The organism is Actibacterium naphthalenivorans, from assembly GCF_014196965.1.
In the GTDB taxonomy this organism is placed as follows: Bacteria; Pseudomonadota; Alphaproteobacteria; order Rhodobacterales; family Rhodobacteraceae; genus Actibacterium_A; species Actibacterium_A naphthalenivorans.
This window is the reverse complement of sequence record NZ_JACIEQ010000003.1, coordinates 124,916-151,013: the sequence shown is the minus strand read 5'-3', so window position 1 is coordinate 151,013 and position 26,098 is coordinate 124,916. Positions and strand designations below refer to the sequence as shown.

27 protein-coding genes are annotated in these 26,098 nt (G+C 66.1%); 8 read left to right on the top strand and 19 right to left on the bottom strand.

Translation table 11 applies throughout. The features are described 5' to 3' along the window. Positions 1-41 precede the first annotated feature (41 nt). Positions 42-1,073, bottom strand: a complete 1,032-nt coding sequence (hemE, locus tag GGR17_RS11985; RefSeq protein ID WP_054539779.1) for a uroporphyrinogen decarboxylase — start codon at positions 1,071-1,073, stop codon at positions 42-44. Between the two features lie 102 nt (positions 1,074-1,175). Here hemE and hemC point away from each other — a divergent pair, with 102 nt between their 5' ends. After that, positions 1,176-2,117 carry a hydroxymethylbilane synthase gene (gene hemC / locus GGR17_RS11980; protein WP_054539778.1) on the top strand — a complete coding sequence of 314 codons (942 nt, stop codon included), beginning with the start codon at positions 1,176-1,178 and terminating at the stop codon, positions 2,115-2,117. A gap of 4 nt (positions 2,118-2,121) precedes the next feature. Here the strand turns inward: hemC and GGR17_RS11975 are convergent, their stop codons facing one another. The 13 genes from GGR17_RS11975 to GGR17_RS11915 all read right to left on the bottom strand — a co-directional run bounded on the left by GGR17_RS11975 (position 2,122) and on the right by GGR17_RS11915 (position 12,890). After that, on the bottom strand, positions 2,122-3,135 hold the full coding sequence (locus tag GGR17_RS11975) for a YeiH family protein (RefSeq protein WP_054539777.1): 1,014 nt from the start codon (positions 3,133-3,135) through the stop codon (positions 2,122-2,124). Further along, positions 3,132-3,848 carry a Crp/Fnr family transcriptional regulator gene (locus GGR17_RS11970; RefSeq protein WP_054539776.1) on the bottom strand — a complete coding sequence of 239 codons (717 nt, stop codon included), beginning with the start codon at positions 3,846-3,848 and terminating at the stop codon, positions 3,132-3,134. Before GGR17_RS11970 ends, GGR17_RS11975 begins: the two co-directional genes overlap by 4 nt. After that, the gene (locus GGR17_RS11965) at positions 3,845-4,435 is read right to left on the bottom strand and encodes a c-type cytochrome (protein ID WP_054539775.1); all 591 of its coding nucleotides are present in this window, start codon (positions 4,433-4,435) and stop codon (positions 3,845-3,847) included. Before GGR17_RS11965 ends, GGR17_RS11970 begins: the two co-directional genes overlap by 4 nt. Then, positions 4,422-4,844, bottom strand: a complete 423-nt coding sequence (locus GGR17_RS11960) for a copper chaperone PCu(A)C (protein WP_054539774.1) — start codon at positions 4,842-4,844, stop codon at positions 4,422-4,424. Before GGR17_RS11960 ends, GGR17_RS11965 begins: the two co-directional genes overlap by 14 nt. Then, positions 4,841-5,434 (bottom strand): SCO family protein, encoded by a 594-nt coding sequence (locus GGR17_RS11955; RefSeq protein ID WP_054539773.1) that lies wholly within the window; start codon positions 5,432-5,434, stop codon positions 4,841-4,843. The genes GGR17_RS11960 and GGR17_RS11955 overlap by 4 nt, the downstream gene beginning before the upstream one ends. Beyond that, positions 5,431-6,267, bottom strand: a complete 837-nt coding sequence (locus GGR17_RS11950) for an ABC transporter ATP-binding protein (RefSeq protein WP_054539772.1) — start codon at positions 6,265-6,267, stop codon at positions 5,431-5,433. Before GGR17_RS11950 ends, GGR17_RS11955 begins: the two co-directional genes overlap by 4 nt. After that, the gene (locus GGR17_RS11945; RefSeq protein ID WP_054539771.1) at positions 6,260-6,925 is read right to left on the bottom strand and encodes a hypothetical protein; all 666 of its coding nucleotides are present in this window, start codon (positions 6,923-6,925) and stop codon (positions 6,260-6,262) included. The genes GGR17_RS11950 and GGR17_RS11945 overlap by 8 nt, the downstream gene beginning before the upstream one ends. Further along, the gene (locus GGR17_RS11940) at positions 6,922-7,818 is read right to left on the bottom strand and encodes an ABC transporter permease (protein ID WP_054539770.1); all 897 of its coding nucleotides are present in this window, start codon (positions 7,816-7,818) and stop codon (positions 6,922-6,924) included. Before GGR17_RS11940 ends, GGR17_RS11945 begins: the two co-directional genes overlap by 4 nt. A 72-nt stretch (positions 7,819-7,890) precedes the next feature. Then, a complete protein-coding gene (locus tag GGR17_RS11935; RefSeq protein WP_054539769.1) occupies positions 7,891-9,267 on the bottom strand; it encodes an ABC transporter substrate-binding protein in 1,377 nt (458 codons plus the stop codon). Between the two features lie 303 nt (positions 9,268-9,570). Beyond that, positions 9,571-10,533, bottom strand: coding sequence for a HEAT repeat domain-containing protein (locus GGR17_RS11930; RefSeq protein WP_054539768.1), 963 nt, complete (start codon positions 10,531-10,533; stop codon positions 9,571-9,573). Between the two features lie 8 nt (positions 10,534-10,541). Next, positions 10,542-10,781 (bottom strand): 4Fe-4S dicluster domain-containing protein, encoded by a 240-nt coding sequence (locus GGR17_RS11925; protein ID WP_037209808.1) that lies wholly within the window; start codon positions 10,779-10,781, stop codon positions 10,542-10,544. A gap of 12 nt (positions 10,782-10,793) precedes the next feature. After that, on the bottom strand, positions 10,794-12,536 hold the full coding sequence (locus tag GGR17_RS11920; protein WP_037209810.1) for a fumarate reductase/succinate dehydrogenase flavoprotein subunit: 1,743 nt from the start codon (positions 12,534-12,536) through the stop codon (positions 10,794-10,796). Positions 12,537-12,599: 63 nt separating this feature from the next. Further along, complete coding sequence (locus tag GGR17_RS11915) at positions 12,600-12,890, bottom strand: gamma-butyrobetaine hydroxylase-like domain-containing protein (RefSeq protein WP_082386670.1); 291 nt, start codon at positions 12,888-12,890, stop codon at positions 12,600-12,602. Positions 12,891-13,015: 125 nt separating this feature from the next. Here GGR17_RS11915 and fdxA point away from each other — a divergent pair, with 125 nt between their 5' ends. Then, positions 13,016-13,357 carry a ferredoxin FdxA gene (gene fdxA / locus GGR17_RS11910; protein WP_054539767.1) on the top strand — a complete coding sequence of 114 codons (342 nt, stop codon included), beginning with the start codon at positions 13,016-13,018 and terminating at the stop codon, positions 13,355-13,357. 13 nt (positions 13,358-13,370) lie between these two features. Next, positions 13,371-14,168 (top strand): ferredoxin--NADP reductase, encoded by a 798-nt coding sequence (locus tag GGR17_RS11905; protein WP_054539766.1) that lies wholly within the window; start codon positions 13,371-13,373, stop codon positions 14,166-14,168. Between the two features lie 101 nt (positions 14,169-14,269). On the opposite strand, the gene GGR17_RS11900 is transcribed toward GGR17_RS11905, so the two are convergent. Continuing rightward, the gene (locus GGR17_RS11900) at positions 14,270-15,679 is read right to left on the bottom strand and encodes an FAD-binding oxidoreductase (RefSeq protein ID WP_054539765.1); all 1,410 of its coding nucleotides are present in this window, start codon (positions 15,677-15,679) and stop codon (positions 14,270-14,272) included. Positions 15,680-15,743: 64 nt separating this feature from the next. Beyond that, a complete protein-coding gene (locus GGR17_RS11895) occupies positions 15,744-16,436 on the bottom strand; it encodes an arylesterase (RefSeq protein WP_082386669.1) in 693 nt (230 codons plus the stop codon). Here GGR17_RS11895 and GGR17_RS11890 point away from each other — a divergent pair. Together GGR17_RS11890 and GGR17_RS11885 are read left to right on the top strand one after the other, a co-directional pair. Then, a complete protein-coding gene (locus GGR17_RS11890) occupies positions 16,435-17,124 on the top strand; it encodes an ABC transporter ATP-binding protein (RefSeq protein WP_054539764.1) in 690 nt (229 codons plus the stop codon). The genes GGR17_RS11895 and GGR17_RS11890 overlap by 2 nt on opposite strands. Continuing rightward, positions 17,121-19,643, top strand: coding sequence for an ABC transporter permease (locus tag GGR17_RS11885; RefSeq protein WP_054539763.1), 2,523 nt, complete (start codon positions 17,121-17,123; stop codon positions 19,641-19,643). The genes GGR17_RS11890 and GGR17_RS11885 overlap by 4 nt, the downstream gene beginning before the upstream one ends. Positions 19,644-19,663: 20 nt before the next feature. Here GGR17_RS11885 and GGR17_RS11880 read toward each other — a convergent pair whose 3' ends face one another. Further along, a complete protein-coding gene (locus GGR17_RS11880; protein WP_054539762.1) occupies positions 19,664-20,683 on the bottom strand; it encodes an AbrB family transcriptional regulator in 1,020 nt (339 codons plus the stop codon). A 199-nt stretch (positions 20,684-20,882) separates the two neighbouring features. Between GGR17_RS11880 and GGR17_RS11875 the strand changes: the two genes are divergently transcribed. The 3 genes from GGR17_RS11875 (at position 20,883) to GGR17_RS11865 (ending at position 25,043) form a co-directional block, all read left to right on the top strand. Then, positions 20,883-21,065, top strand: coding sequence for a zinc-finger domain-containing protein (locus GGR17_RS11875; RefSeq protein WP_037209363.1), 183 nt, complete (start codon positions 20,883-20,885; stop codon positions 21,063-21,065). Positions 21,066-21,155: 90 nt separating this feature from the next. Beyond that, positions 21,156-23,963, top strand: a complete 2,808-nt coding sequence (polA, locus tag GGR17_RS11870) for a DNA polymerase I (RefSeq protein WP_054539761.1) — start codon at positions 21,156-21,158, stop codon at positions 23,961-23,963. A gap of 174 nt (positions 23,964-24,137) precedes the next feature. Next, positions 24,138-25,043, top strand: coding sequence for a cation diffusion facilitator family transporter (locus GGR17_RS11865; protein ID WP_054540468.1), 906 nt, complete (start codon positions 24,138-24,140; stop codon positions 25,041-25,043). 5 nt (positions 25,044-25,048) lie between these two features. Here the strand turns inward: GGR17_RS11865 and GGR17_RS11860 are convergent, their stop codons facing one another. Together GGR17_RS11860 and GGR17_RS11855 are read right to left on the bottom strand one after the other, a co-directional pair. Next, positions 25,049-25,276 carry a DUF2798 domain-containing protein gene (locus tag GGR17_RS11860; RefSeq protein ID WP_037209367.1) on the bottom strand — a complete coding sequence of 76 codons (228 nt, stop codon included), beginning with the start codon at positions 25,274-25,276 and terminating at the stop codon, positions 25,049-25,051. A 59-nt stretch (positions 25,277-25,335) separates the two neighbouring features. Then, a complete protein-coding gene (locus GGR17_RS11855; protein WP_054539760.1) occupies positions 25,336-26,097 on the bottom strand; it encodes a hydroxypyruvate isomerase family protein in 762 nt (253 codons plus the stop codon). Between the last annotated feature and the right edge of the window lies 1 nt (position 26,098).

Here is a 26,098-nt window from a genome sequence, read left to right as displayed (position 1 = left end):
CGGACGATTTCGGGGGGCGAAACGTCTGGATTGGCCGAAACTCAGCCCCGGATCGCGTCGATCATCACCTGCACATTGTCGGGGTTCGCGTCGGGGGTGATGCCATGGCCGAGGTTGAAGATATGCGGGCCGTTGGAGAAGGCCTTCACGATGCGCCGGGTCTCGTCGATCAGCGCTTGGCCGCCGGTAACCATATGATTTGGCGCAAGGTTTCCCTGCACGCAGCCATCGACCTGCACATGTTCGGCGGCCCATTCGGCAGAGACGGAATTGTCCAGCGCCACGCAATCGGCGCCGGTGGCCCTAGCGAAGCCGATATAGTTCTCCCCCGCCTCGCGCGGGAAGGCGATGACCGGAGTCTCGGGGTGCCGGGCCTTCAGCGCGGCGATAATTTCCCTTGCGGGTTCAAGGGCATAGCGGGTGAACGCGTCGCCCTTCAGCGACCCGGCCCAGCTGTCGAACAGCTTGACGACCTCGGCCCCGGCCACGATCTGCGCCGACAGATATTCGACCGTCGCCGCCGTGATCCGCGCCATCAGCGCATCGAATGTCGCGGGGTCTTCGGCCATCAGCCTGTGCGCCGGCCCCTGATCGGGCGTGCCGCGCCCGGCGATCATGTAGGTGGCCACCGTCCAGGGCGCCCCGGCGAAACCGATCAGCGCGGTCTCTGCGGGCAGTGCGCCGGTCAGGATGCGCAGCGTCTCATAGATCGGAGAGAGGGTTTCATGGATCTCCTCGACCGGCTTCAACGCATTGAAATCGCTGGGCGAAGTGATGGTCGAAAGGCGCGGCCCCTCGCCGGTGACAAACCACAGATCGGCCCCCAGCGCCTGCGGCACCAGCAGAATATCGGCAAACAGAATGGCCGCGTCGAACCCGTAACGGCGGATCGGCTGCAGCGTCACCTCGGCGGCGAGTTCGGGGTTGTAGCACAGCGACAGGAAATCCCCCGCCTGCGCCCGCGTCGCGCGATACTCCGGCAGATAGCGCCCGGCCTGCCGCATCATCCATACCGGCGGCACCGCCTGCGTCTCTCCAGCCAGCGCGCGCATCAGTTTTTTGGTTTCGGCCATGCTCATCCCCGTCTATTGCTGCGGGAGGTGGTCGCCCGGCTGTGCCAGCATGTCAAGGGCAGGCGCATTGTCAGGACCACGCGACGCGATTAGAGACAGGCCATGACACCGATGCTTCCCACCCCCGCCTCGCCCCTTAAGATCGGCACCCGCGGCTCGCCGCTTGCCCTTGCCCAGGCGCATGAAACGCGCGCCCGGCTGGCCGCCGCCTTCGACCTGCCGCATCAGGCCTTCGAGATCGTGGTGATCAAGACCACGGGCGACCGCGTCCTTGACCGCCCGCTCAAAGAGCTGGGCGGCAAGGGGCTGTTCACCAAGGAGATCGAAGAGGCGATGCTGGACGGCGACATCGACATCGCCGTGCATTCGATGAAGGACATGCCCGTGGATCAACCCGCCGGGCTGGTGCTGGAGTGTTATCTACCGCGCGAGGATGTGCGCGATGCCTTCGTCTCGGCCTCGGTCGCGCGGCTTTCCGATCTGGCCGAGGGCGCGGTGGTCGGCACCTCTAGCCTGCGGCGACGGGCGCAATTGCTGAACTTCCGCCCCGATCTGCAGGTGGTGGAGTTTCGCGGCAATGTTCAGACCCGGCTGAAAAAGCTGGGGGATGGCGTGGCGCTGGCCACCTTCCTCGCGATGGCGGGGCTCAACCGGCTGGGCATGGCCGAGGTCGCGGCGTCGGCCATCGAACCCGAAGAGATGCTGCCGGCCGTGGCGCAGGGCGCCATCGGGATCGAGCGGCGCGGCGATGATACCCGTGCCGCCGGGTTGCTCGAGGCGATCCACGACATCCCCACCGGACAGCGCCTGGCCGCGGAGCGCGCGTTTCTCGCGGCGCTCGATGGGTCGTGCGAAACGCCCATCGGCGGGCTGGCGGAGCTGGACGGCGGCACGCTGCGCCTGCGCGGAGAGATCCTGCGCCCCGACGGCTCCGAACGTCTGGCCGACGCGGCGACAGCGCCGATCGAGGATGGCGCCGAGATGGGGCGCGCGCTGGCCGAAGGGCTTCGGGCGCGGGGCGGCGCAGGGTTTTTCACGGCCTAAGCGGCTATCGCACGGCAAGCCACAAAAAACCCAGCGCGCCTGTCAGCAGAACCACTGTCAGCACCGCGATGGCCGCCATGATGCCCGCGCCGGTGTCGAACATCTTTTTCAGCGATGTCTTCATGCCAAGCGCGGCGATCGCCGCGACCAGAAGGAAACGCGAAATATCGGTGAGGCCCAGGATCAGCCCCGCCGGCAGGGGCGCGAGATTGCGCAGCAACATCAGGATCGCGAAAACCGCAACAAACCACGGCAGCCGGATTTTCGCCCCGGCCTCTGCGCGGAACCACAGCGATATCGCCAGCAGGACCACCGGCAAGAGCGCGACGCGCAGAAGCTTGGTAAAGCTTGCGATATCGCCGACCGTATCGCTGATCATATAGCCTGCCCCGACCACCTGCGCGACATCATGGATCGTGCCGCCGATCAGATAGCCGACATCGGCCTCTGACAGGCCGAGCGTTCCGAAGATCAACGGATAGGTGACCATCGCCAGTGTCGAAAACGCGGTGACACCGACCACGGTGAAAAGAAGCTCTTCCTTCCGGAACGAGCCCTTGGGGATGACCGATGCGATCGCCAGCGCCGCAGACGCGCCGCAGATCGCCACCGCGCCACCTGAGATCAAGCCGAACCCGAGCGATCGCCCCATCACCCGTGACAGCACAACGCCGGCGCCGATGGTCAGCGCCATCAGCCCGGCGATCCCGGCGATATGAAGCCACCCGAGCTGGGCGATGTCCGCAAACGCCAGCCGGCACCCGAGCAGCGCGACCCCGGTGCGCAACAGCGTTGTCGAGGTGAACTCGATCCCGGCGGCGGAATTGGGCTCTTGGGACAGGTGGTTGAAAGCGATGCCGATCAGCAGGGCATAGAGCATCGCCGGGCCGCCGTAATGCTCTGCCAGGAACAGCGCGGCCATCGCCAGCAGGCATGACAGCAGCACCCCGCGCCACAACTCTGCGATCCGGCGCTGCGCGCGTGCGGCGGCCGGAATGAGATACGCGCCTCGGGTCATTCCGACTCTGACAGACGTTCAATGTGATAGATGGCAATCTCCTTGCGCGAGATCTTGAGCACGCCTTCGCGCTGCAGCCGGTCGAGCGACTGGGTCACCCATTGCCGCGTCGCGCCGACGATCGAGGCGAGTTGTTCGTAGGTGATCGCGCGATCGATCAGGATCGCGCCGTTTTCGTGGCGCCCATGAGTGTCGGCGAGGATCACGAGAAACTGCTCCAGCCGTTCGGCAACCGAACGGGTGCCAAGCATCTGGATCAGCGCGGAATAGCACTTTCCCTTGGCGATCAGCCCCTGAATGACGCTGACGGCGACGTCGGGGATCTCGCGCACGAGGGTACGGATCGACATGCCCGAGAGGAAAAGAAGCTCGCTGTCGTCAAGCGCGTCGGCCGACCAGATATGGCGGCCCCGGCCAAAAACCTCTGGCCCGCCCACGAAATGGCCCGGCGTCCAATAGGCGAGGGTGATCTCGCGCCCCGAGGGCCCGGTATAGAAGGTGCGGATGCGCCCGCTTTCGACAACCCAGACCCCGGTATGGGGATCGCCCTGAAAGAACAGCCCGTCGCCCTTGGCCACGACGCTGCGGGTGCCGGATTTGCGAACCTTGGCAAGATCCTCCCGGTTCAGGCCCGACAGGAACCCCGCCCCCTCGTTCAATTCGAGCAGATATTCGGAAAGGTAGATCGCGCCGGGCCCTTCGCTTTCGATCATGGCGTGCTGCTCCGTTCCCGCGATGCCAGATAGGCGGCGATGGCGGCAATCTGTGTGTCGCTTAAGGGCCGGAGCGTTTCGCGCATCCGCTCCTTGGGCCTGTCGGGCCGCGCGCCATCACGGAATTCACGCATCTGCTTGGCCAGATAGGCCGCGTGCTGGGCGGACAGATAGGGCATCTCGGGTTTGCCTGCGGCGGTTTCGTCATGGCAGTCGAGACAGCCCGAGGTGACGTACAGGATTTCGCCGCTGCGATCTTCGGGCGGCGCGGCGGGCGGGGGCGGATCCTGGGCGGCGAACCATGCGGCGACCTGCGGGATGTGCTCGGGGGCGATCTCTGTCACGACGGCGACCATCTGCCCGCCGTCATTGCTGCGGGCGCCTGACAGGAAGGCGTTGATCTGTCGTTCGATATAGGCCGGGCGCTGCGCGGCCAGCTTGGGGAATTTGTCGCGGTAGGCGTCGCCATAAAGGCCGTGGCACAGTGCGCAGCGCTCATGCGGGGGCAGGCCTTCGTCCATGAGCATATCGGCCCGGGCCTGCGGCGCGACGAGGCAAAGCCCGAGCAGAAGGTCAAGAAGGCGCATTGTGAGGGCGCACCACTGCCCGCACCGCCACCTCTTCGCCATCGGCGAACACAAGCGTCAGCGCGATGGTTTCAGAGGCCGGCGCCCGGGGCATCATCAGCATGATGTGAAACCCGCCCGGCGCCAGCGCGATGCTCGCCCCCGGTGCGATCTCGATCTGGTGCACGGGCACCATGGTGGCGATCCCTTCGTTGTCGCGGCTTTCATGCAGATGCGCCATGCCATAGCCCTCTGCCCGCACCCCGATCAGCGCGCGCGGCGTGGCCCCGGTGTTGGTGACCGTCATGTAGGCGGCATGGGCTCTGGCGCCCGGAGGGGCCGCGGGCGACCAAGGATCGCCGATCGTGATCCCGTCGGCGAAGGCGACAGTCGGCAGCAGCAGGGCGAGCAGGGTCAGCAGACGGATCATCGGGTGTTCTCCCTTCGGTAGGTGATCTGCAATCGCGCCAGAAATTCGGCCGTGAGCCCGGCGTCGAATGGCGGTTGCAGCTTGGCGCGCAGCATCCCGTCGGGGCCGATCACAGAAACCGCCGAACTGTGCTGAACCTCGTAATAGCCGGTCGCGTCGGGCGGCAACAGGCGATAGAAACTGTCGGTCGCCTCGACCAGCGTGTCAATCTGATCGCGCGCGCCGGTGACGCCCTGGAAATCGGGATGGAAGAACTCGGCATAATCGGTGACCGTGTCATGATCGCGCACCGGATCGACCGAGACGAAGACAACCTGCGGCACGTTGTCCGGGCGCACCCGCAACGCCGTTTCGGCGATGGCATGTTCGAGATTGCCCAGCGTGAACGGACAGACATCGGGGCAGGAGTTGAAGCCGAACATGATGATCGTCCAGCGTTCGGCCAGATCGGCCTGGGTGAAAGTCTCGCCGCGCTGATCGCTCAGCACGAAGGCCGGCAGCGCGACGGGCCTGTCCAGCGCGACCCCCTGCACCTGCGCCATCGCCGGCATGCACAAGAGGCTGGTGGCCAGGGCAAGGATCCATCTCATTTGTTCTGCTCCTCGAACGCGCGGCGGCTTTCCGTGCGGATTGACGACAGGCAATGCTGCTTTGCCGCGACATAGGCCGGATCGACAGCGATATCGGGGCGGCGCGGGCGCGGCAGGTCGATCGCCAGATCCTCGATGATCCGCCCCGGCGCGGCGCTCATGATCAGCACCCGGTCGGCGAGGAAGACGGCCTCGTCGACGTCATGGGTGACAAACAGCACCGTGGTGCCGAACTTGCGCCAGATCTCCAGCAGGCTTTCCTGCATCATCAGCCGGGTCTGCGCATCGAGCGCGCCGAAGGGTTCATCCATCAGAAGAACCGAAGGGTAGTTCGCAAGCGCCCGCGCGATGCCGACCCGCTGCTGCATCCCGCCCGAAAGCTCGGCCGGGTAGCGGTTGCCGAATTTCGCCAGCCCCACCATGTTGAGAAACGTATTGGCGATCGAGCTTGCCTCGACCTTGCCGTGCCCGGCCATCTTCGGCCCGAAGGCCACGTTTTCGTAAACCGTCTTCCACGGCAGAAGCGAATATTGCTGAAACACCATGCCCCGGTCTGGCCCCGGCTTTTCGATCACCGCCCCATCGACGCGCACCTGGCCCGTGGTCGGGCGTGTGTAGCCGGCGACCGCGTTCATCAGCGTCGACTTTCCGCAGCCCGACGGGCCGAGGATGCAAACGAACTGGCCCGGTTCGATCGTGATCGTCGTGGGTTCGACAGCCCGGTGCGCCGCCGCGCCGCGGCCGAACGTGATCGAGACATCGTCGATCTCGATCCTGCCCTTGCCACGAGAGCCGGCTTCTTCGGGGCGGCGGTATTTCAGAACGTCAAGCATGGGCAGGCTCCGCTAGGATCGTGGCCCGGCGGGAGCTCCGCCAGGCAAGACAGAGGGCGAGGGCGAGCAAAAGGCCGAAGCCCCCAAAGTTCAGCCACGGCCCGAGGGTTTCGAGCGCCAGCGAGGATGACACGCCCAGCCCCATCATCGCCAGCCCCACGACCCAGCTTGGCGTCGCGCAGCACACGACCCAACTCATCGTGGCATTGGTCATGGCGATCAGACCGGCGCCCAGCCCGGTGACGGCGCGCGCGCTGCCCCGCACCGGCAGGGAACAGCGTTCCACCCGCATCAGCGCCGCGCAAAGACCCACCAGAATGCCGAGCACGAACATCACCACAAGCCGTGACGGGATGACATTCAGGCTCCACTCGGAAATGCCGGTGCCGTAATCGTAGTTCATCCGCCCGATCTCGACCAACCATTCCTCGGCGATGATGCCCGGCATGTCCGAGAGGGCCGGCGTCGAGCGGATGATCCGGGCCACGTTGCCGGGCCAGTTGTAGAAGGTCTGGTAATTGGGCAGCGCCTGAAACCGCAGGATCAGGGCCGCCAGCATCGCCACCTGAGACAGCACCATGAAGGCAAAGCCCCAGAGCATCAGCCGGCGCCATTGCGCGCGCGCCACGCCAATAAGGATATGAAGCGCCCCGGTCATCTCGTCCGCTTCTGCCATTTGAGAAGTGGCCGGGTCAGCAGCCTGACAGCGGCGGTGGAGCCGGTGCCGAGAAAGCCGATCACCAGCATGCCCACCACGATATCGGGATAGTTGATCAGGCTGTAGGCGTTCCAGGTGAAATAGCCGATACCGTACTGCCCCGAGATGATCTCGCCCGCGAGCAGGGAAAACCACGACACGCCCATCCCGATCGCCAGCCCCGCCGAGATCGAGGGCAGCGCGGCGGGAAGCACGACATGCCGGAAGATCGCCAGCCGCGACGCGCCGAGCGACTGGGCCGCCCGGACCAGAACCTCGGGCGTCTGCTCGACCCCGTGGAGTGTGTTGAGAACGATCGGAAACAACGCGCCGAGGAATGTGATGTAGATGATCGAGGCTTCCTCGGTGGGCCACATCAGGATCGCGAGCGGGATCCAGGCCACGGCGGGGATGGGCCGCACCACTTCGATATAGGGCATGACAACGGCCCGCGCGATCCGGGACCGGCCCATGATCAGCCCGATCGAAATGCCGAACGCGGCGGCGATGGAATAGGAAATCAGGATACGCCGCATCGACACGGCGATATGGACAAAGAAAATCTCGGTTCCCAGGTGGTTCAGGAAAGAGGCAAACACCTTTCCCGGCGAGGGTACATTTTCGAAATTGATGTAGAAATCCAGGTTCACCGCAGAGGCCCAGTGCCACAGCAGCACCCCGAGCGAGAGCGAAAGAACCGCGATCCCGGCAGAGCGTGCCACCTCGCCGCCCGGCCGGAGCCTTGGGCGGGCGGCCGCAACCGAAGGCGTCCGGGGCGCGGGGGTGCTTGCGTCGGGCGCCGTCTCGGGGCCGGTCGCGGCGGCGAGGGGGCGTTCTGTGGCGGCGCTTGGCATGGTCGGGCCTTTCAACTGGCAATGTGGCGGGCCCCGAAGGCCCCGCCGGTGCGTTCCGTGAGTGGAAACGGTTCAGCCTTCGGTCACGAAGTCGGAAATGGCATCGTCGAAGGTGATGAGCGCGCCGTCGTGGGCCGTGGCAAAGGTTTCGGCCTCACCCTTGCGCAGGAAGGTCGCGTAGTCCTCGCCGGCCTTGACCCAGAAAGCGGTCTTGCCAAAGAGCTTGAGCCCGGTTTCCACGTCATAGACATAGGTGGCGTTGAGCTTGGCGCCGGTGCCGGTCATCTCTGCCATCGCGGTCAGGAAGGCGGGCATGTCGGGATAGGACGAGATGCCGTCGCGCGCGTGCCAGATCTCCAGCGGCATGCCGGCATTGGCCTCGGCCGGATCGACCATCATTGCCTTGTCCGCCGCATAGTCGAGCCCCAGATCGGCATAGGCAGCCTTGACGTAATCCTCGGTGATCCATGCGTCGAAGTCGAGCGGCGGGATGGCCTTTTCCTTGACCAGAACGCCGTGGTTGAACTTCAGCGCGTCAACCCATTCCGTCTTGATCGTCGGATCAAGCGTCAGATGCCCGCCTTTGGAGAAATAGAGATAGAGCACCTCTTTCTCTACTCCGGTCCAGCCTTCCATCAGCGATACCGCCTTCATCGGATCCTCGCGAATCCACTCGCCCGCAGCCCAGACCGCCTTGATGAAGGCCTCGACCACCTCGGGATACATCTCGGCGAAATCCTGGCGCACGACCACGCCGTGCAGGTAAGGCACGTTGGTTTCCGAGCCGTCATAGATCTTGCGGCCGGTACCGCGGAATTCCATGATCTCCGACCACGGGCAGAAATCGGAATGCGCGTCGATCTTGCCGGCGGCGATATTGGCCGCACCCACGGCGGGCGACTGGTTCTTGAGCGCGTATTCCGCGCTGGGGATCGAATTGTCCTGCATCGCCTTGAGCAGCATCCCCCAGGCGGCGGAGCCCACCGGCGTCGAGACCGATTTGCCCTTGAGCTGATCGATCGAATAGATGTCGCTGCCCACCGGCACGACGATCGCGTTGCCCGACCCCTTGAGGTTGTAGCCCGTACCCGCGACATAGAGCGTGCGCAGCGACTCCGTTTCCTGGAACTTGGCGCCGTTCACGATCAGCGGGTAATCCCCCATCACGCCGAAATTGAGCTTGTTGGCGAGCATCTGGTTGGTGATCGGCCCGCCCGAGGAATAATCGGCCCAGCTGACATCATATTCGGCATCGGCATATTTGCCATCGGTCGGCAGGTACTTCTCCAGCAGGCCGAGCTCTTTGACCACGATGCCGGCGGTATAGGTATCGGTGCACATCGACTGGTGCCCGATGGCAATTGTGATCTTCTCGGCCATTGCCATCCCGCCGAGGGACGTCAGCCCCATGGCCAGAACGGCGCCGCGAAAGCAGCTTTGATGTTTCATCCTTACTCTCCTGTTGGTGCGCATCTGATGTGCTGTAGCTGAGTATCGGCGATGGAAACTCCGGCCTCCAAGCGCGGCGAAAGCCCGTTTTGGCGGGTTTCCGAAAATGTTTGAAATTTGTGCGCCATTCCCGGCTGGCGCGGCAAAAACTGCCGCTTACGCAACGTGAATCTGGTGATTCGAGGCGGCTCTACGATTCTATTTTATTGTTTAAAAACAAGTATATACGCGGAAATTTTCGGGCACGATTTGCCCGCCGATGCGTTCATCGGCAGGCAGGCGAAACCGCGATGGGTTCGGGTGCTAGGCGGCGCCTCTGGCAATCCGCTCCAGCGCCCAGCGGACGTTCTTGCGTACGTCCGGGTCGCTATCGTTTTCATGGTCTGCGAGGAAGACCACGCTCTCGGCCACGGCCAGTTCGCCGAGCACCGCCGCGCATTCCTTGCGCAGGTTCGGGATGGGCATGTTCATCATCGGCCCGATCCGCATCGCCGCCCCGCGCATGCCGAGTTTCCCCAGCGAACGGACAGCCTTGAGACGGACCTGCCAGAAATCATCCTCCAGCGCGCCCATGAGCGGCCCGGCGCAGCCGGGTGATCCGGATTTCGCCAGCGTCTCGGCCGCGCTTTCGCGGACCTGCCAGTCATCATCCCTCAGTGCGGCGATCAGCGCCTTTTCGGCGTAGTCCGAGCCGGAAAACCCGAACGCGGCAACGGCCGCGCGCCGCACGGCCGGATCGGTATCCGCCGCCGCCCTGATCAGCGCGGGCAGGGCAGCTTCGTCCTGCAGCCAGCCGATCACGCCAACGGCCGCGCAGCGCACCGCCGGCGACCCGCTTTCAAGCGCCTCGATGGCGGGGCCGAGCGCATCGGTGCGGCGCAATTCCTTGAGTCCGTTCAGACAGGCCACCTGAACGAACTCCGCCGGTGCGGTCAGCAGGGGAATAAGCGGCGTGCCGGCTTCGGGGTCTTTCAGCTCTGTCAGGCTCGTGGCCGCGGCCAGGCGCACCTTTTGATCATCATCCAAAAGCGCTCCGACAAGGGCCTCGGCCGTTTCCGGGCCATCGAAATCGGTCAGCCCCTGGGCGGCGAGCAGTCGCACGCCCGCATCCGGATCCCTGATCGCGCGGGCAAGATGGGGCAGCGCCGCGGGATCGGCGCTGTCGGTCAGCTCGATCACCGCCATGATCCGTGCGCCGGGTTCCGGATCGTCCAGCCCCTCGGCCAGATCCGCGATATCGTCAAAACCTTCGAAAACGCCGTTCATTCCCGGTCTCACTTCAGCAGATAGGGCAGATTGACGGTGACCGCGCCGGTGGGGCAATCGGCCTCGCAGGGCATGCAGTACCAGCACTCGTCATATTTCATGTAGGCGGTCTTGCCCGCGTCGGTCTCGGCGATGCGCAGCACGTCGAGAGGGCAGACATCGACACAGACCGTGCAGCCCTTGTCGGCGATGCAAAGCGCCTGGTCCACGGTCACGGGCACGGTTGTGGCGGTCTGGGCGAGGGGCATGGCGTGATCTCCTTATTCGGCCGCGACGCCGGCGCCGACGCGCTGGCGGCTATAGGCATCTTTCTCGTCCTCGCCGATCTCCACGACATAGGGCTGCACGGCCTGCTTGCGGCTGCTCGGCAGACCGTCGGCGCCCTTCGTCATGATCGTGTGGCAGAACCAGTTTTCGTCGTCTTTTTCGTATTCGACCCGGTTGTGATACAGCCCCCAGCGGCTCTCGGTGCGATAGAGCGAGGCGGCGGCGGCCATGTCGGCACAGTCCAGAATGGTCGATGCCTCCAGCGCGCGCATCAACTCATGCGCATCGCGCACATACATCGCGCTTTCCATATCGGCGCGCACCTCGGCAAAACGGCTCTGGGCAAGTTCCATCTTGGCGGTCACCTTCGGCGGCTGGAGATAGTCGTTTACCAGCCGGCGGGTCTTGTATTCGATCTGGTTGGGCGGAATACCGTCGTCGCGCTTGGTGGGCGCCAGAACACGGGTTCGCTCGGCCTCTACCATGCCCTGGTCGAAACCGGCGAAATCGACATCGGCGATGTAATCGACAGCGTCCTCGCCGGCGAAGGCCCCGTGCGTGAAGGCGCCGAGCATGTAGTTATGCGGCACGTTGGCCATGTCGCCCGCCGCGTAGAGCCCGGGAACCGTGGTGCGGGCGTTTTCATCCACATAGACCCCCGATGCCGAATGCCCCGAGCAAAAGCCGATCTCGGAAATATGCATCTCGATCATCTGCTTGCGGTAATCGGTACCGCGCCCGGCATGGAAATGCCCGCGGGTCGGGCGCTCGACGATATGCAGCACCCGTTCGATCTCGGAAATCGTCTCGCCCGCCAGATGGTTGAGCTTCAGGAACACCGGCCCCTTGCCCGATTGCAGCTCGTCAAAGAACTCCTGCATCATCTGGCCGGACCAGTAATCGCATTCGATGAACCGCTCGCCCGCGGCATTGGCGGTATAGCCCCCCATCGGCCCTGCGACATAGGCACAGGCCGGGCCGTTGTAATCCTTGATCAGCGGGTTGATCTGATAGCACTCGAGATTGGCCAGCCCCGCCCCTGCGTGATAGGCCATCGTGTATCCCTCGCCAGAGTTCGACGCGTTCTCATAGGTGCCATAGAGGTAACCGGATGTCGGCAGCCCGAGCCGCCCGGCGGCGCCAAGGCACATGATCACCGCTTTCGCGCGCACCACCAGAAACTCCGCCGTGCGCGTGTTCACGCAGATCGCCCCCGCAACCCGCCCGTCGCCTGTCAGCAGCCGTGTCGCCATGTAGCGGTTGGTGATGTTGATGCGGGCCTTGCGCAACTGCCGGTAAAGCGCCTTCTTCACCGTGTCGCCATTGGGCATCGGCAGCACGTAGGTGCCGATGTGATGCACTTTCTTGACGTCGTATTCGCCGTTCTGATCCTTCTGAAAGCGGATCCCGAATTCGTCCAGCTCCTGGATGATGCCGTAGCATTCCTGGGCATAGCGATAGACGGCGGCCTGATCGCAGATGCCGTCATTGGCGATGGTGATTTCCTTGGTATATTGCTCGGGCGTCGCGTGGCCGGGGATCACGCTGTTGTTCAGCCCGTCCATCCCCATGGATATCGCGCCCGAGCGTTTCACATTGGCCTTGTCGAGCAGGACGACATTGGCGGACGGGTTCTTTCGCTTGGCCTTGAGTGCGGCCATCGGCCCGGCCGTGCCGCCGCCGATCACAAGAATGTCGCAATCGATCTGGGTTATCCCGTCAAGAATCTCGTCCATCCCCGTCTCCTGAATCAAGCTGTGCGTCAAAGGTGCGCCGCGATGCGGCATGGCTTATGTCAATTACTTGTCATCGGGCCGTGACAATTCCCGCAGATAGGCAAACGGATAGATCGCGCGGTCATGACCATCGGAAAACCCGATGTTCAGCCCCGCCGCGCCGACCTGCTGCAACCGGGTGATCGTCAGATCGGGGGCGATCCTGATCTCGTTGAAGTCAATCACCTCGCGGCGGCTGGCGGCATCGCGTGCCGCCCGGCGCAGGGTGGCGGCGCTCAGCCGCGTCCGCCGCCCGTCGCTCCAGCGCAGGATCAGCGCCGCACCGTCGTCAACCGCCGCCACGTCCTCAAGCATCCTGTCCGCCTCCTTGTCCGGTTTTGTCCAGGATGGCGCGGCGCGACCGGGGCCAATAGCAATTTATTGACGGACGCGGCCTGCCGCGCGGTGCTCTACCGGGGCAACAACGAAAGGCTGCACAGATGACCTATGCCGTGACCGATAACTGTATCGGCTGCAAATATACCGATTGCGTGTCGGTCTGCCCTGTCGATTGCTTCTACGAGGGCGTCAACATGCTGGTGATCAATCCCGAGGAATGCATCGATTGCGGCGTCTGCGAACCGGAATGCCCCGCCGACGCGATCCGCGCCGATACCGATGAGGAAGGCGCGAAATGGGTCGCGTTCAACGCCCGCTACGCCAGCCTCTGGCCCGTTATCGCCGCGGCCAAGGAACCGCTCCCGGGGGCCGAGGCGAACGATGGCCTGCCGGGCAAGCGCGACACGATCTTTTCTCCCGACCCGGACCCCCAGACCGCCTGACAGGATTTCCCAGATGAACATGCAACGCCCCCAAACCCCGGCCCTGCCCGATGCCCAGACCGTCACCGCGGTCACCCACTGGACGGATACGCTCTTCTCCTTCCGCGTCACCCGACCGCGCAGCCTGCGCTTTCGCTCCGGCGAATTCGTGATGATCGGGCTTCCGAAGGAAGATGGAAAACCGCTTCTGCGCGCCTATTCCATCGCATCGCCCAGCTGGGACGAAGAACTGGAGTTCTATTCGATCAAGGTACCGGACGGCCCGCTGACCTCGCGCCTGCAACAGATCGGCGCGGGCGATCAGATCATCCTGCGGCCCAAGCCGGTCGGCACGTTGGTGCTCGATGCGCTGCTGCCCGGCAAGACACTCTGGATGATCTGCACCGGAACCGGCGTGGCCCCCTTCGCCTCGCTCCTGCGCGATCCCGATACCTATGCGCGCTACGAAAATGTGGTGCTGGCCCATACCTGCCGCAACACGGCCGAACTCGCCTATGGCCGCGCCGTCGTCACGGCGCTCCCCGACGATCCGCTGATCGGAGAGCAGGTCACCGGAAAGCTGCATTACTACCCGACCACAACCCGCGCGCCATCCGCCCGAGAAGGCCGGATCAGCGATCATATTCGCGATGGCCGCGTCTTCGGCGCCCTCGATCTGCCCGCATGGTCGCCCGCCGCCGACCGGGTCATGATCTGCGGGTCGATGGGGCTCAACACCGATATCATGAGCCTGTGCAAGGCCGCCGGCCTGGGCGAGGGTGCCAACAGCAAGCCCGCCGAATTCGTCGTCGAAAAGGCATTCGTCGAATAATCGGATATCAGCCCGCAAACCCGAAAAAACACCTTCCGTTTCTTCTCGGCCCAAATACTCATCCCCCGCCGGTCACAGGCGGCGGGGCCGGATGGTGCGCCTCACTCCGGAAGCAGCTTGCCGGGGTTCATGATGCCTTGCGGATCGAGCGCCGCCTTGATCTGCGCCATCACCGCCAGCGCCACGGGATCCTTGCGCCGCGCCATCGTGGATTTCTTCGACAGGCCGATCCCGTGTTCGGCCGAAAAACTGCCGCCAAGCTCCGCCACCACATCCTCGACCGTTTCGCGGATCGCGTCTTTCAGCGCCGCGTCATCGCGCGAAGGCCAGACCGCGTAATGCAGATTGCCGTCGCCCAGATGGCCCACGGTGATGGTTTCGGCGCCGGGGTCGATCCGGGGCAGCAGCACCTGCATCCGCTCCAGAAACGGCACCACCCCGTCCAGCGGCAGGGCGATGTCGCTGTCCACGATCGGGCCGCGCGAAAAGGTGATCTCCGCCGCCGCTTCCCGCCGCTCCCAGATTTCGGCGCGCTGCGCCTCTGACCGGGCGACGACGGCGTCCAGCACCGCGCCATCCGCCATCATCGCGGCCAGCGTTTCTTCCAGATGGGTAACGACAGGCAGGCTGCCGTCGGGCAGCGGCGTGGCATCGCGCGGGGCGGTGGCGCCGACCTCGACGAGGATGTTCACCGCATGCGGCGTGGCGAAGGGCGGGCGCAGGTCGGGGCGGCAGGCGGCCAGCCGCGCCATATAGTCGGCTGGCATGTATTCGAACGCCTCGACCGCGCCGCCGGTCTCGTCCTGCAGGCGGTTGAGCAGCATCAGCGCGTCGGGCAGGGCGGGCACCGCCACCATGGCGGTGGCATGGGCGCGCGGCTTGGGCATCAGCTTCAGCACCGCGGCGGTGATCAGGCCCAGCGTGCCCTCGGCGCCGATGAACAGGTCCTTCAGGTCATAGCCCGTATTGTCCTTGTGCAGCGCCCCCATCAGATCCATCACCCGGCCGTCGGGCAGAACGACCTCCAGCCCCAGGCACAGCGCGCGGGTGTTGCCATAGCGCAGCACGTTCGATCCGCCCGCGTTGGTGGAAAGCACGCCGCCGATCATCGCCGAGCCGCGCGCGCCGAAGAACAGCGGGAAGATCAGCCCCTGCGCCTCGGCCGCGTCATGCAGGGCAGACAGAATCACCCCGGCCTCGACAACCGCCACCCGCGCGCCGGGGCGGATGTCGCGGATGCGGTTCATCCGCTCGACCGAAATCATCAGCGCGCCCTCTGCAAATGTGCCACCCGCCAGCCCGGTGTTGCCCGCCACAGGCACCACCGGCAGGCGCGCGTCATGCGCCAGCCGCAGGATGGCGGCGGCCTCGTCCCGCGTGCCGGGGCGCAGAACGGCCAGCGGGGCGGAGCCGTAGGCGCCTGTCCAGTCGCGGCCATAGCCTGCGGCCATGTCGCCGGTCAGCACATGCGCCGGGCCGACGATCTGTTTCAGCTTTTCAAGAATTTCCACGGCATCCTCCGGGCGTTGCCGCGCAGCATCGAGGAATTGCGCGGGTTTGACCAGCGCGGCGCGCCTACCTGGCGCGGGCGATCAGCTCCAGCACGCCGGGGCCGATGGCCGCGACAATCAGATCGACGCCGCGCGCGTTGGGATGGATGCCGTCAGGCTGCATGTAAAGCCGCATGGCGCCCTGCAGATCGGCCCTGGCGGCGATGGCGGACAGGAAGTCTTCGTGCAGCAGCGTGCCGTAAGCGGCGGCAAGGTCGGGATAGATCGCGTCAAAGGCGGCCTTGTAGCTTGGCCCATAGTTCCCCGGCGCCGAAATCCCGACCAGCAGGACGGGCACGTCCCTGTCGCGCGCGGCGTCGAGGATACCGGCAAGGTTGGCGCGGCTGACGGCGGGATCGATCCCGCGCAGCATGTCATTGCCGCCAAGGGCCACGATCATCGCATCCACCTCGTCGCTCAGCGTCCAGCCGACGCGCGACAGCCCGCCGGCGGTGGTGTCGCCCGACACGCCGGCATTCAGCACGGTCACATCGGCGCCATTGTCGCGCAGCCAGGCCTGAAGCCGGGGCACGAAACCCTGTTCCTGCGGCAAGCCATAGCCCTGGGTCAGGCTGTCGCCCAGCGCGGCGATGGTGACGTTTCCGGCGATTGCGGGGCCGGCCAGCAACAGCAGGGCCACAAGCGCCGCCGCGTGCTTGTCCAGCCGGCGCTTTGCCCCATATCGGCTGAAAGGAAAACCAGACAGAAAGCCCGCCATGGCCGCGCCGATCCTCGCTTTGAAAGATGTGACCCTGACCCTGAAAGGCAATGCCGGTGCGGTGGAGATTCTGCACGGCGTCTCGCTGGACGTGCAGCGGGGCGAAACGCTGGGGCTGGTCGGGCCGTCGGGATCGGGCAAATCGTCACTCCTGATGCTCATGGGCGGGCTCGAGCGTGCCACCTCGGGCACGGTCATGGCAATGGGCCAGGACCTGACCGCGATGAACGAGGATCAGCTTGCCCGCTTCCGCAGGCAGCATATGGGGGTGGTGTTCCAGTCTTTCCACCTGATCCCGACCATGACCGCGCTGGAAAATGTCGCCACGCCGCTGGAACTGGCGGGCGCGCCCGACGCGTTCGAGCGGGCCGAGGAAGAGCTGCGCGCGGTCGGGCTGGCCACACGGATGGATCATTACCCCGGCCAGATGTCGGGCGGCGAACAGCAGCGCGTGGCGCTGGCCCGCGCCGCGGCGCCGCGGCCGGACACTCTGCTGGCCGATGAGCCCACGGGCAATCTGGACGGCGCCAATGGCGCGGCGATCATGGATCTGCTGTTCGGCCTGCGCGACCGGCACGGCGCGACCCTGGTTCTGGTGACACATGCGCCCGAACTTGCGGCGCGCTGCGACAGGATCGTCGGGTTGCTCGACGGGCGTGTGGATCGCGCCCGCAAGGCGGCGGAATGAGCGTCGCCGTCGCCGCCCGGATCGCGCGGCGCGAACTGCGCGGCGGGCTCAGCGGGTTCCGCGTGTTTCTGGCCTGCCTGGCGCTTGGCGTTGCCGCGATCGCGGCGGTGGGTTCGGTGCGCGAAAGCATCCAGGACGGGCTGCGCAGGAACGGCGCGGTGCTGCTGGGCGGCGATGCGCAGATGTCTTTCACCTATCGCTCTGCCGACGCGGCGGAACGGGCCTGGATGGCCGGGATCGCCACGCGGGTGTCGGAGACGGTGGATTTCCGCTCGATGGCCGTGGTCGAGCGCGATGGCGTGGCCGAACGCGCGCTGACAGAGGTAAAGGCCGTCGACGGGCTTTATCCGCTCTATGGCGCGGTGGAGCTGGAACCGGCGCTGCCGCTGGACGCCGCGCTGACCGGCGACGGCGCGGTGATGGCGCGGGTGCTGGCCGACCGGCTGGGCCTGTCGGTGGGCGACGGATTCCGCCTGGGAGAAAAGGCGTTCACGCTGCGCGCGATCCTGATCCGCGCGCCGGATGATGCGGCGGGCGGCTTCGGCCTCGGCCCGCCGACGATCCTGCGTCGCGCGGCGCTGGAAGGCGCGGGCCTGTTGGCGCCGGGCACGCTGTTTGACACCGATTACCGCCTCGCGCTGCCCGCCGGCGCCGATCTGGCGGCGCTGGAGGCAGAGGCCACGCGCCGCTTTCGTGACAGCGGGATGCGCTGGCGCGACAGCCGCAACGCCGCACCGGGGATGACGATGTTCGTCGAGCGCGTGGGCGCGTTTCTGGTGCTGGTCGGGCTGGCGGGGCTGGCGGTGGGCGGGGTTGGGGTATCGGCCGCCGTGCGCGCCTATCTGGATGGCAAGACCGCGGTGATCGCCACGCTGAAAACGCTGGGGGCCGAGGGGCGCACCATCTTCATGGCCTATCTGATGCAGATCGGGGTGCTGGCGGCGTTGGGCATCGGGCTCGGCCTTGTGCTGGGCGGGGCGGTGCCGCTGTTGCTGGCGCCGTTGATCGAGGCGCAGCTGCCGGTGCCCGCCGACATCCGCTTTCATCCCGGCCCGCTGGCCGAGGCGGCGCTTTACGGCGCGCTGACGGCACTGCTGTTCACCCTCTGGCCGCTGGCGCGAACGGCCGAGGTGCGGGCGGCGGCCCTGTTTCGCGATGCCTCGGGCCCGGTGCGGGCGATGCCGGGGCCGCGCGTCCTGGCGGCGCTGGTGGCCCTTGCGGCGCTGCTGGTCGGCGCGGCGGCGGTGCTGTCGGGCGTGCCGGATCTGGCGCTTTGGGCTGCGGCGGGCATCCTGGGGGCGCTGTTGCTGCTGGTGGCGGCCGCGCGGGCGGTGCGCTGGCTGGCGCGGCGCGGCGCGCGGGCAAAGGCGTTGCGCGGCCACAGCGCGCTGCGGCTGGCGCTTGGCGCGGTCGGCGGGCCGGGGGGCGAGGCAACGTCTGTCGTGCTGTCGCTGGGCCTTGGCCTGTCGGTGCTGGCGGCGGTGGGGCAGATCAACGCCAATATGCAGGCCGCGATTGCCGAGGAGCTGCCGGGCGTGGCGCCCTCGTATTTCATCGTCGATATCCAGCCCGACCAGTTGCCCGGCTATCTGGCGCGGGTCGAGCGTGACCCCGGCGTTCACAAGGTACAGACCGCGCCGATGCTGCGCGGGGTGATCACCCGCATCAACGGCCGCCCCGCGCGCGAGGTGGCCGGCGATCACTGGGTGCTGAACGGTGACCGGGGCGTGACCTCTTCGGACAGCGCGCCCGAGGGCACCGTCATCACCCAGGGCGCATGGTGGCCCGAGGGCTATGACGGCCCCCCGGTGATGAGCTTCGCCGACGAAGAGGCGCGCGAGATGGGGCTGAAGCTGGGCGATGCGGTGACGGTGAACATCCTCGGCCGCGACATCACCGCAACGATCACCAGTTTCCGGGTGGTGGATTTTTCCACCGCCGGCATCGGCTTCGTGCTGTCGATGAACCCCGGCGCGCTGCAGGGGGCGCCGCATACCGCAATCTCGACGATCTATGCCGACGCGGCCGCCGAGGCGCCGCTGTTGCGTGATCTCGCGGCGGCCTATCCCAACATCACCGCAATCCGGGTGCGCGACGCGATCGACCGGGTGTCCGAGGTGCTGCGCGGACTGGCCGCCGCCGTCACTTATGGCGCGATGGCCACGCTTGTGACCGGCCTCTTCGTGCTGATCGGCGCCGCCGCGGCGGGCGAGCGTGCGCGGGTGTTCGAGGCGGCGGTGTTGAAAACGGTGGGGGCGGTGCGTGGCCAGGTGCTGGCCTATTTCGCCCTGCGCTCGGCCATCCTCGGGGCGGCGGCGGGGCTGGTGGCTGTCTTCGCGGGCGGTCTGGCCGGCTGGGCGGTGATGACCTTCGTGATGGAGGCGGATTACACGTTCGAGCCGGTATCGGCGCTGCTGATCGTGTCGGGCGGGGTGCTGGCGACACTGCTGGCCGGGCTGGGCTTTGCCCTGCGTCCCCTGGCGGCGCGCCCCGCGCGGGTGCTGCGCGCGCGCGAATGAAATGACATGACCGGGCCGCGCTAGGCCCGCGCGCCGAAGCGTGACACCACCACCGGCAACGCGAAGGTCAGGAAGATCAGCCGGAACACGTGATGCGCCGCCACATAGGCCGGGTTCGCATCCATCAGCACCGACATGGCCATCATCGTTTCCAGCCCGCCGGGGGCAAAGGCGATCAGAACCGTCACCACCGGCAGATGGATCAGCCGCGCCACGATAACCGATGCGGCAAGCGAGGTGAGCGCGGCAAATCCGGTGAGCAACGAAGTCGCGCCGAAGGATTGCGCCACCATGCGGAAGGTGATGCCGGTGAAACGGGTGCCGATCAGCGCGCCCATGATCACGAAAGCCGGAAGCGACAGCCAGCGCGGCACCGCCCCTTCGGTGATCCCGGCCCCGTGTGCCACCGAAGACACCGCCATCCCGCCCAGCAGCAGCGCGGCGGGCACCCGCAGGCGCGTGAAGGCCAGCCCCGCGAGACCCGACAGCGCGGCCAGCACCGCAAGCGCCGGCAGCGACATCGCCGTGCCGGTCTGGCGCATCGCGGGCAGCGGGTGGTCGGCCAGCAACGGCGCGACGAAGGGCACCAGCAGCGTGAGCAGCAGCACCCGCATGGTCTGGATCATCGTCACCCTCGGCAGGTCGGTCTTCATGTCGCCCGACAGGCTGATGACAAAGCTCAGATGGCCGGGCGTGGCGGCCAGCAGCGATGACATCCTGTCCATCCCGAACACCGCGCGCAACAGCCACGCGCCGCCGACAAGGATGACCGTGACCGACAGGCAAAGCATCAAAAGGCTGCCCGGCCACTGTGCGGCGGTGGCGACGGCGGCAGGGGTGACAGACGTGCCCATGTTGATTCCGATCACCAGAAAGATCGCATCGCGCAGCCGGTCGGGGATCACCGCGCGCAGCCCCAGAAGCGCGGCGAGGGTGACGCAGAATGCGGGTCCGGTCAGGAACGGCGCGGGCACGTGCAGAAGATAGGCCAGGCCCGCGCTGAGGGCGGCGATCGCAAGGGTGCGCAGGGTGATCCACATGCGCGAACGCGCCTCCTGGTGGTTGACGTGGCCAAGCAACAGCGCGCCTGCGCCGATGTCAACGTTAGCGCGCCTGCGCCGATGTCAACGTTTTGCCGGTGCCGCGCGACGGTTTCGGCGGTTGCTCCCGCGCGCGGTTCCGCTATCATGCCCGGCGACCAGAGGCGATACCGCCGCCCGGCAATACGGAGCCCCGCGCATGACGATCGAAGCCCCCGAAACCGAAGTTGTAAGCACCTGGCGCGTCGCCTGCGACGGGGGCGAGGGGGCGCTTGGCCATCCGCGCGTCTGGCTGATGATTCCGCAAGACGAAGGCTTCGTCGAATGCGGCTATTGCGACAAGAAATTCATCCACGAAAGTTTCGCCGACAAGGTGAAGTGAGGCGGGCATCTCATCGCTCCCTTCCGGGCGCTCTTCGACCCGGGCGTTGAGCAGAGCGAAGAGCCGCCCCCTGTGAAGGGAGCACCCCCAATGGCATTCGGCAAAGGCTGCCATCTGCATCTGATCGACGGTTCGGCCTTCATCTTCCGCGCCTTCCACGCGCTGCCGCCGCTGACGCGCAAATCCGACGGGCTGCCGATTGGCGCCGTGGCCGGGTTTTGCAACATGATCTTCAAATATGTCGAAGACAACAAGGGCCCCGACGCGCCCACCCATGTGGCGGTGATCTTCGACAAGGGCAGCCACACCTTCCGCAACGATCTTTATGATCTCTACAAGGCCAACCGCGAAGACATGCCCGAGGATCTGCGCCCGCAGATCCCGCTGACGCGCGAGGCCACGCGCGCCTTCAACATCGCCTGTATCGAAAAGGAGGGCTACGAGGCCGACGACATCATCGCCACCCTGACCGTGCAGGCACGCGACGCCGGCGGGCGGGTGACGATCATCAGCTCCGACAAGGATCTGATGCAGCTTGTCGGCGGCGGGGTCGAGATGCTGGACGCGATGAAGAACAAGCGCATCGGCGTCGAGGAGGTGGCAGAGAAGTTCGGCGTCGGCCCCGACCGCGTGGTGGATGTGCAGGCGCTGGCCGGCGACAGTGTCGACAACATCCCCGGCGCCCCCGGCATCGGGATCAAGACCGCCGCGCTTCTGATCAACGAATATGGCGATCTGGACAGCCTGCTGGCCCGGGCCGAAGAGGTCAAACAGCCCAAGCGGCGCCAGACCCTGATCGAAAAGGCCGATCAGATCCGCCTGTCGCGGCAGCTTGTGCAGCTCGACGCGCAGACGCCGCTTGATTTCACGCTGGACGCGCTCGAGGTGCAGGAGCCCGACCCCGACGCGTTGCTGGGGTTTCTGGGGCAGATGGAGTTTCGCACGCTCAGCAAAAGGGTGGCCGAGAACCTCGGGGTCGCGCCGCCCGCGATCCCCGACACCAACCCGGCGGGCGCCAACCCCAGCGCTGAACCCGACGCGCCGGAAAACCTGCCCTTCGTGCCCGAAGGCTATGAATGCGTCCGCGATGCGGCGGCGCTGGGCCTGTGGATCGAGCGCGCCAATGCACGCGGCTGGGTCGCGGTCGATACCGAAACCACCAGCCTGGATGAAATGCGCGCCGATCTGGTGGGGATCTCGTTGTCGGTCGAGCCTGGGCAGGCGTGTTATATTCCGCTGGGCCACAGGGATGGCTCGGACGATCTGTTCGGCTCGGACAATCTGGCCGAAGGGCAGATGCCGCTGAATGCCGCGCTGGATCTGCTGAAGCCGCTGCTGGAAGACCCGGCGGTGATGAAGATCGGCCAGAACATGAAATACGATGCGAAGATCTTCGCGCGCTACGGGATTCAGGTGGCCCCGATCGACGACACGATGCTGATGTCCTATGCGCTCAATTCGGGCCTGCACGGGCATGGCATGGATGCGCTGTCGGAGCGCTATCTGGATCACGTGCCGATCCCGATCAAATCGCTGCTGGGCAGCGGCAAGTCGGCGATCACCTTCGACCGGGTGCCGATCGGCGACGCGGTGAAATACGCGGCCGAGGATGCAGACATCACCCTGCGCCTGTCGCAACTGTTCAAGCCGCAGCTGCATCAGCGGCGGGTGACCACGGTGTACGAGACGCTGGAACGGCCGCTGGTGCCGGTGCTGGCCGAGATGGAAATGGCCGGCATCAAGGTGGACCGCGACACGCTGAGCCGGATGTCGAACGCCTTTGCCCAGAAGATGGCGGGGCTGGAGGCCGAGATCCACGACCTGGCCGGCCAGAGCTTCAACGTGGGGTCGCCCAAGCAGTTGGGCGAGATCCTGTTCGACAAGATGGGGCTGGAGGGCGGCAAGAAGGGCAAGACCGGCGCCTATGCCACCGGCGCCGATGTGCTGGAGGACCTGGCGGCCGAGGGGCACGACCTGCCCGCGCGGGTGCTGGACTGGCGCCAGCTGTCGAAGCTGAAATCGACCTATACCGATGCCTTGCAGGACCATATCAATCCCGAGACGGGCCGGGTGCATACCTCCTACATCCAGTCTGGGGCGAACACCGGGCGGCTGGCCTCGACCGATCCGAACCTGCAGAACATCCCCGTACGCTCCGAAGAGGGCCGCCGCATCCGCGAGGCCTTCGTGGCCGAGACGGGCAAGGTGATCGTGTCGCTCGACTACAGCCAGATCGAGCTGCGCATTCTGGCCCATGTCGCGGGGATCGACGAGCTGAAACAGGCGTTTCGCGAGGGGCAGGACATTCACGCCCTGACCGCGTCCGAGATGTTCGACGTGCCGCTCGACGAAATGACGCCGGACATCCGGCGGCAGGCCAAGGCGATCAACTTCGGGGTGATCTATGGCATTTCGGGCTTCGGCCTGGCGCGCAATCTGCGCATACCGCGCGGCGAGGCGCAGGGCTTCATCGACCGTTATTTCGAGCGGTTTCCCGGTATCCGGGAATATATGGATGACACGGTGAAATTCGCCAAGGAACACGGGTTTGTCGAGACCCTGTTCGGGCGCAAGATCCACACGCCCGAGATCAATGCCAAGGGCCCCGGCGCCGGCTTTGCCAGGCGCGCGGCGATCAACGCGCCGATCCAGGGCACGGCGGCGGATGTGATCCGCCGGGCGATGATCCGGATGCCGCGGGCGACCTGCGGGCTGCCCGCGAAGATGCTGCTGCAGGTGCATGACGAATTGCTGTTCGAGGTGGAGGCGGGCGCGGTGGACGATACCATCGCGGTTGTGCGCAAGGTGATGGAGGGGGCGGCGATGCCCGCCGTAAAGCTGGACGTGCCGCTGACGGTGGATGCGGGGCAGGGGGCGAACTGGGCCGAGGCGCATTGAGGGCGGTTCCGGACCGGTTTGTGCCGCGCGCCCTGTCGGGCGCGCGGGTGCCTCCGGCGGGGATATTTGCGGAAAGATGAAGGCGGGGGTGCGGCGTTCTTTGCACCCCTGCGCGCTTGTAATCGGGCCGAGGCTGTCGGATAGCTGGTGCCAGCTTTGGAGTTGATGCGGCCCTTGCCCCACGATCACCATCATCATCACCATATCGATCCGGGTGCGGGCGACAGGCGCGTGGCCTGGGCGGTGGTGGTGAACATGGCGCTGACGCTGGTGCAGATTGTCGGCGGGGTGCTTTCGGGCTCTCTGGCGCTGATCGCCGATGCGATCCATAATTTTTCCGATGCGGTTTCGCTGATCATCGCGCTGGTGGCGCGGCGGATCGCGCGGCGGCCGCGGGACGCGCGCATGACCTTCGGCTATGGCCGGGCCGAGGTGGTGGCGGCGCTGGTGAACTATACCACGCTGTTTGTCATTGCGTTCTATCTGATCGCCGAGGCGGTGATGCGGCTGCTCGATCCGCCGGGGGTGGAGGGCTGGACCGTGGTCATCGTGGCCGGTGTTGCGCTTTTGGTGGACGCTGTGACCGCCGCGCTGACCTATGCGATGTCGAAAGACAGTGTGAACATCCGCGCCGCGTTCCTGCACAATCTCGCGGATGCGCTCAGTTCGGTCGCCGTGATCTTTGCGGGCACGCTGATCCTGATCTATGACTGGCGGCTGATCGATCCGCTGGTGACGCTGGGGATTGCCGGGTACATCCTGTGGCATGCCGGGCGCGAGGTGATGCCGGTGGTTCGGATCCTGATGCTGGGCAGCCCCGCCTCGCCGGATATCGCGGCGGTTCGGGCCGGCGTTGCCGCGCAGGAGGGGGTCGAGGATATCCATCACACCCATCTGTGGCAGATCGATGAGCACAGGACCGCCTTCGAGACGCATCTTGTGGTGCGCGACGGCGCGGATTTCGCCGAGCTGACCGAGCGGATCAAGACGATGCTGGCCGAACGGTTCGGGATTTTTCACGCGACGCTGGAGCTGGAGACGGCCGCCTCTGGCTGTGCCGATCAGCGGCGGCCTGACTGAGGCTGTCAGTCCTGTCTGATCAGGCGGTGAACAAGGCGCCGGGCGATCGGGGCCACAACCAGCACCGCCGGGAAGGCCACCAGCCAGGACGTCAGCCAGGCGCCGATCCAGAGGCCGGGAAAGCTCTCGACAAGGCCCGTCGTGCGGGCGGTGGCGATACCCGACACCAGAAAGGACATCAGCCCCGACAGAACCAGGCCGAAGACGACGAATTCAAACCGTTTGGGGATCATGGGAGCCTCGTGTTGCCGCGCGCAGTATGGCGCGGCGCGGCGGGTCTGCAACCCTCGAGTCAGCTCGGCGCGCGGTAAAACCATGCCAGCCCGGCCGTGGTGGTGCCCGCCGGATGATATTCCGCGCCGACAAAGCCGTCATAGCCGCTCTGGGCAAGCTGGCCGAAGAAGGCGGTGTAGTCGATCGTGCCGCCGGCTGGTTCGTGCCGGCCCGGGGCACCGGCGATCTGCACATGCCGGGTGATCGGACCGAAACGCGCCCACAGGGCCGTCAGATCGCCGTGGATGCGGTGGGCGTGATAGGCGTCGAACTGCAGGGCCAGGTTGGGGGCGCCGACCTCGGTGATGATCCGGGCGGCGGCGGCGAAATCGTTCAGGAAATAGCCCGGCATGTCGGCGCGGTTGATCGGTTCGATGGTCAGGCTCTGGTCGGGGGCGTGGCGGGCGGCCCAGGCCAGATTGTCGATCAGGCAATCGCGGGCGGCGCTGCCGGCGCTCAGGCCGGACATGATGTGGATATGGGCCGGGCGCAGCTCTTCGGCATAGCTGAGCGCCAGATCGAACTCATCGCGGAAGCGGCCGGTCTCTCCGGGGATCGCCGCCACCCCGCGCCCGCCCTCGGCCCAGTCATGCACCGGCGTGTTGAACAGCGCCAGGTCGAGCGTTTCGGCATCCAGCCAGGTACGGATGTCATCGATGGAATGGGCATAGGGAAACAGCATCTCCACGGCGCCGAATCCGGCGGTGCGGGCGGCGGCGAACCTGTCGGGGAAGGCATGCTCGGTGAACAGAAAGCTTAGATTCGCGGCAAAGCGGAACATT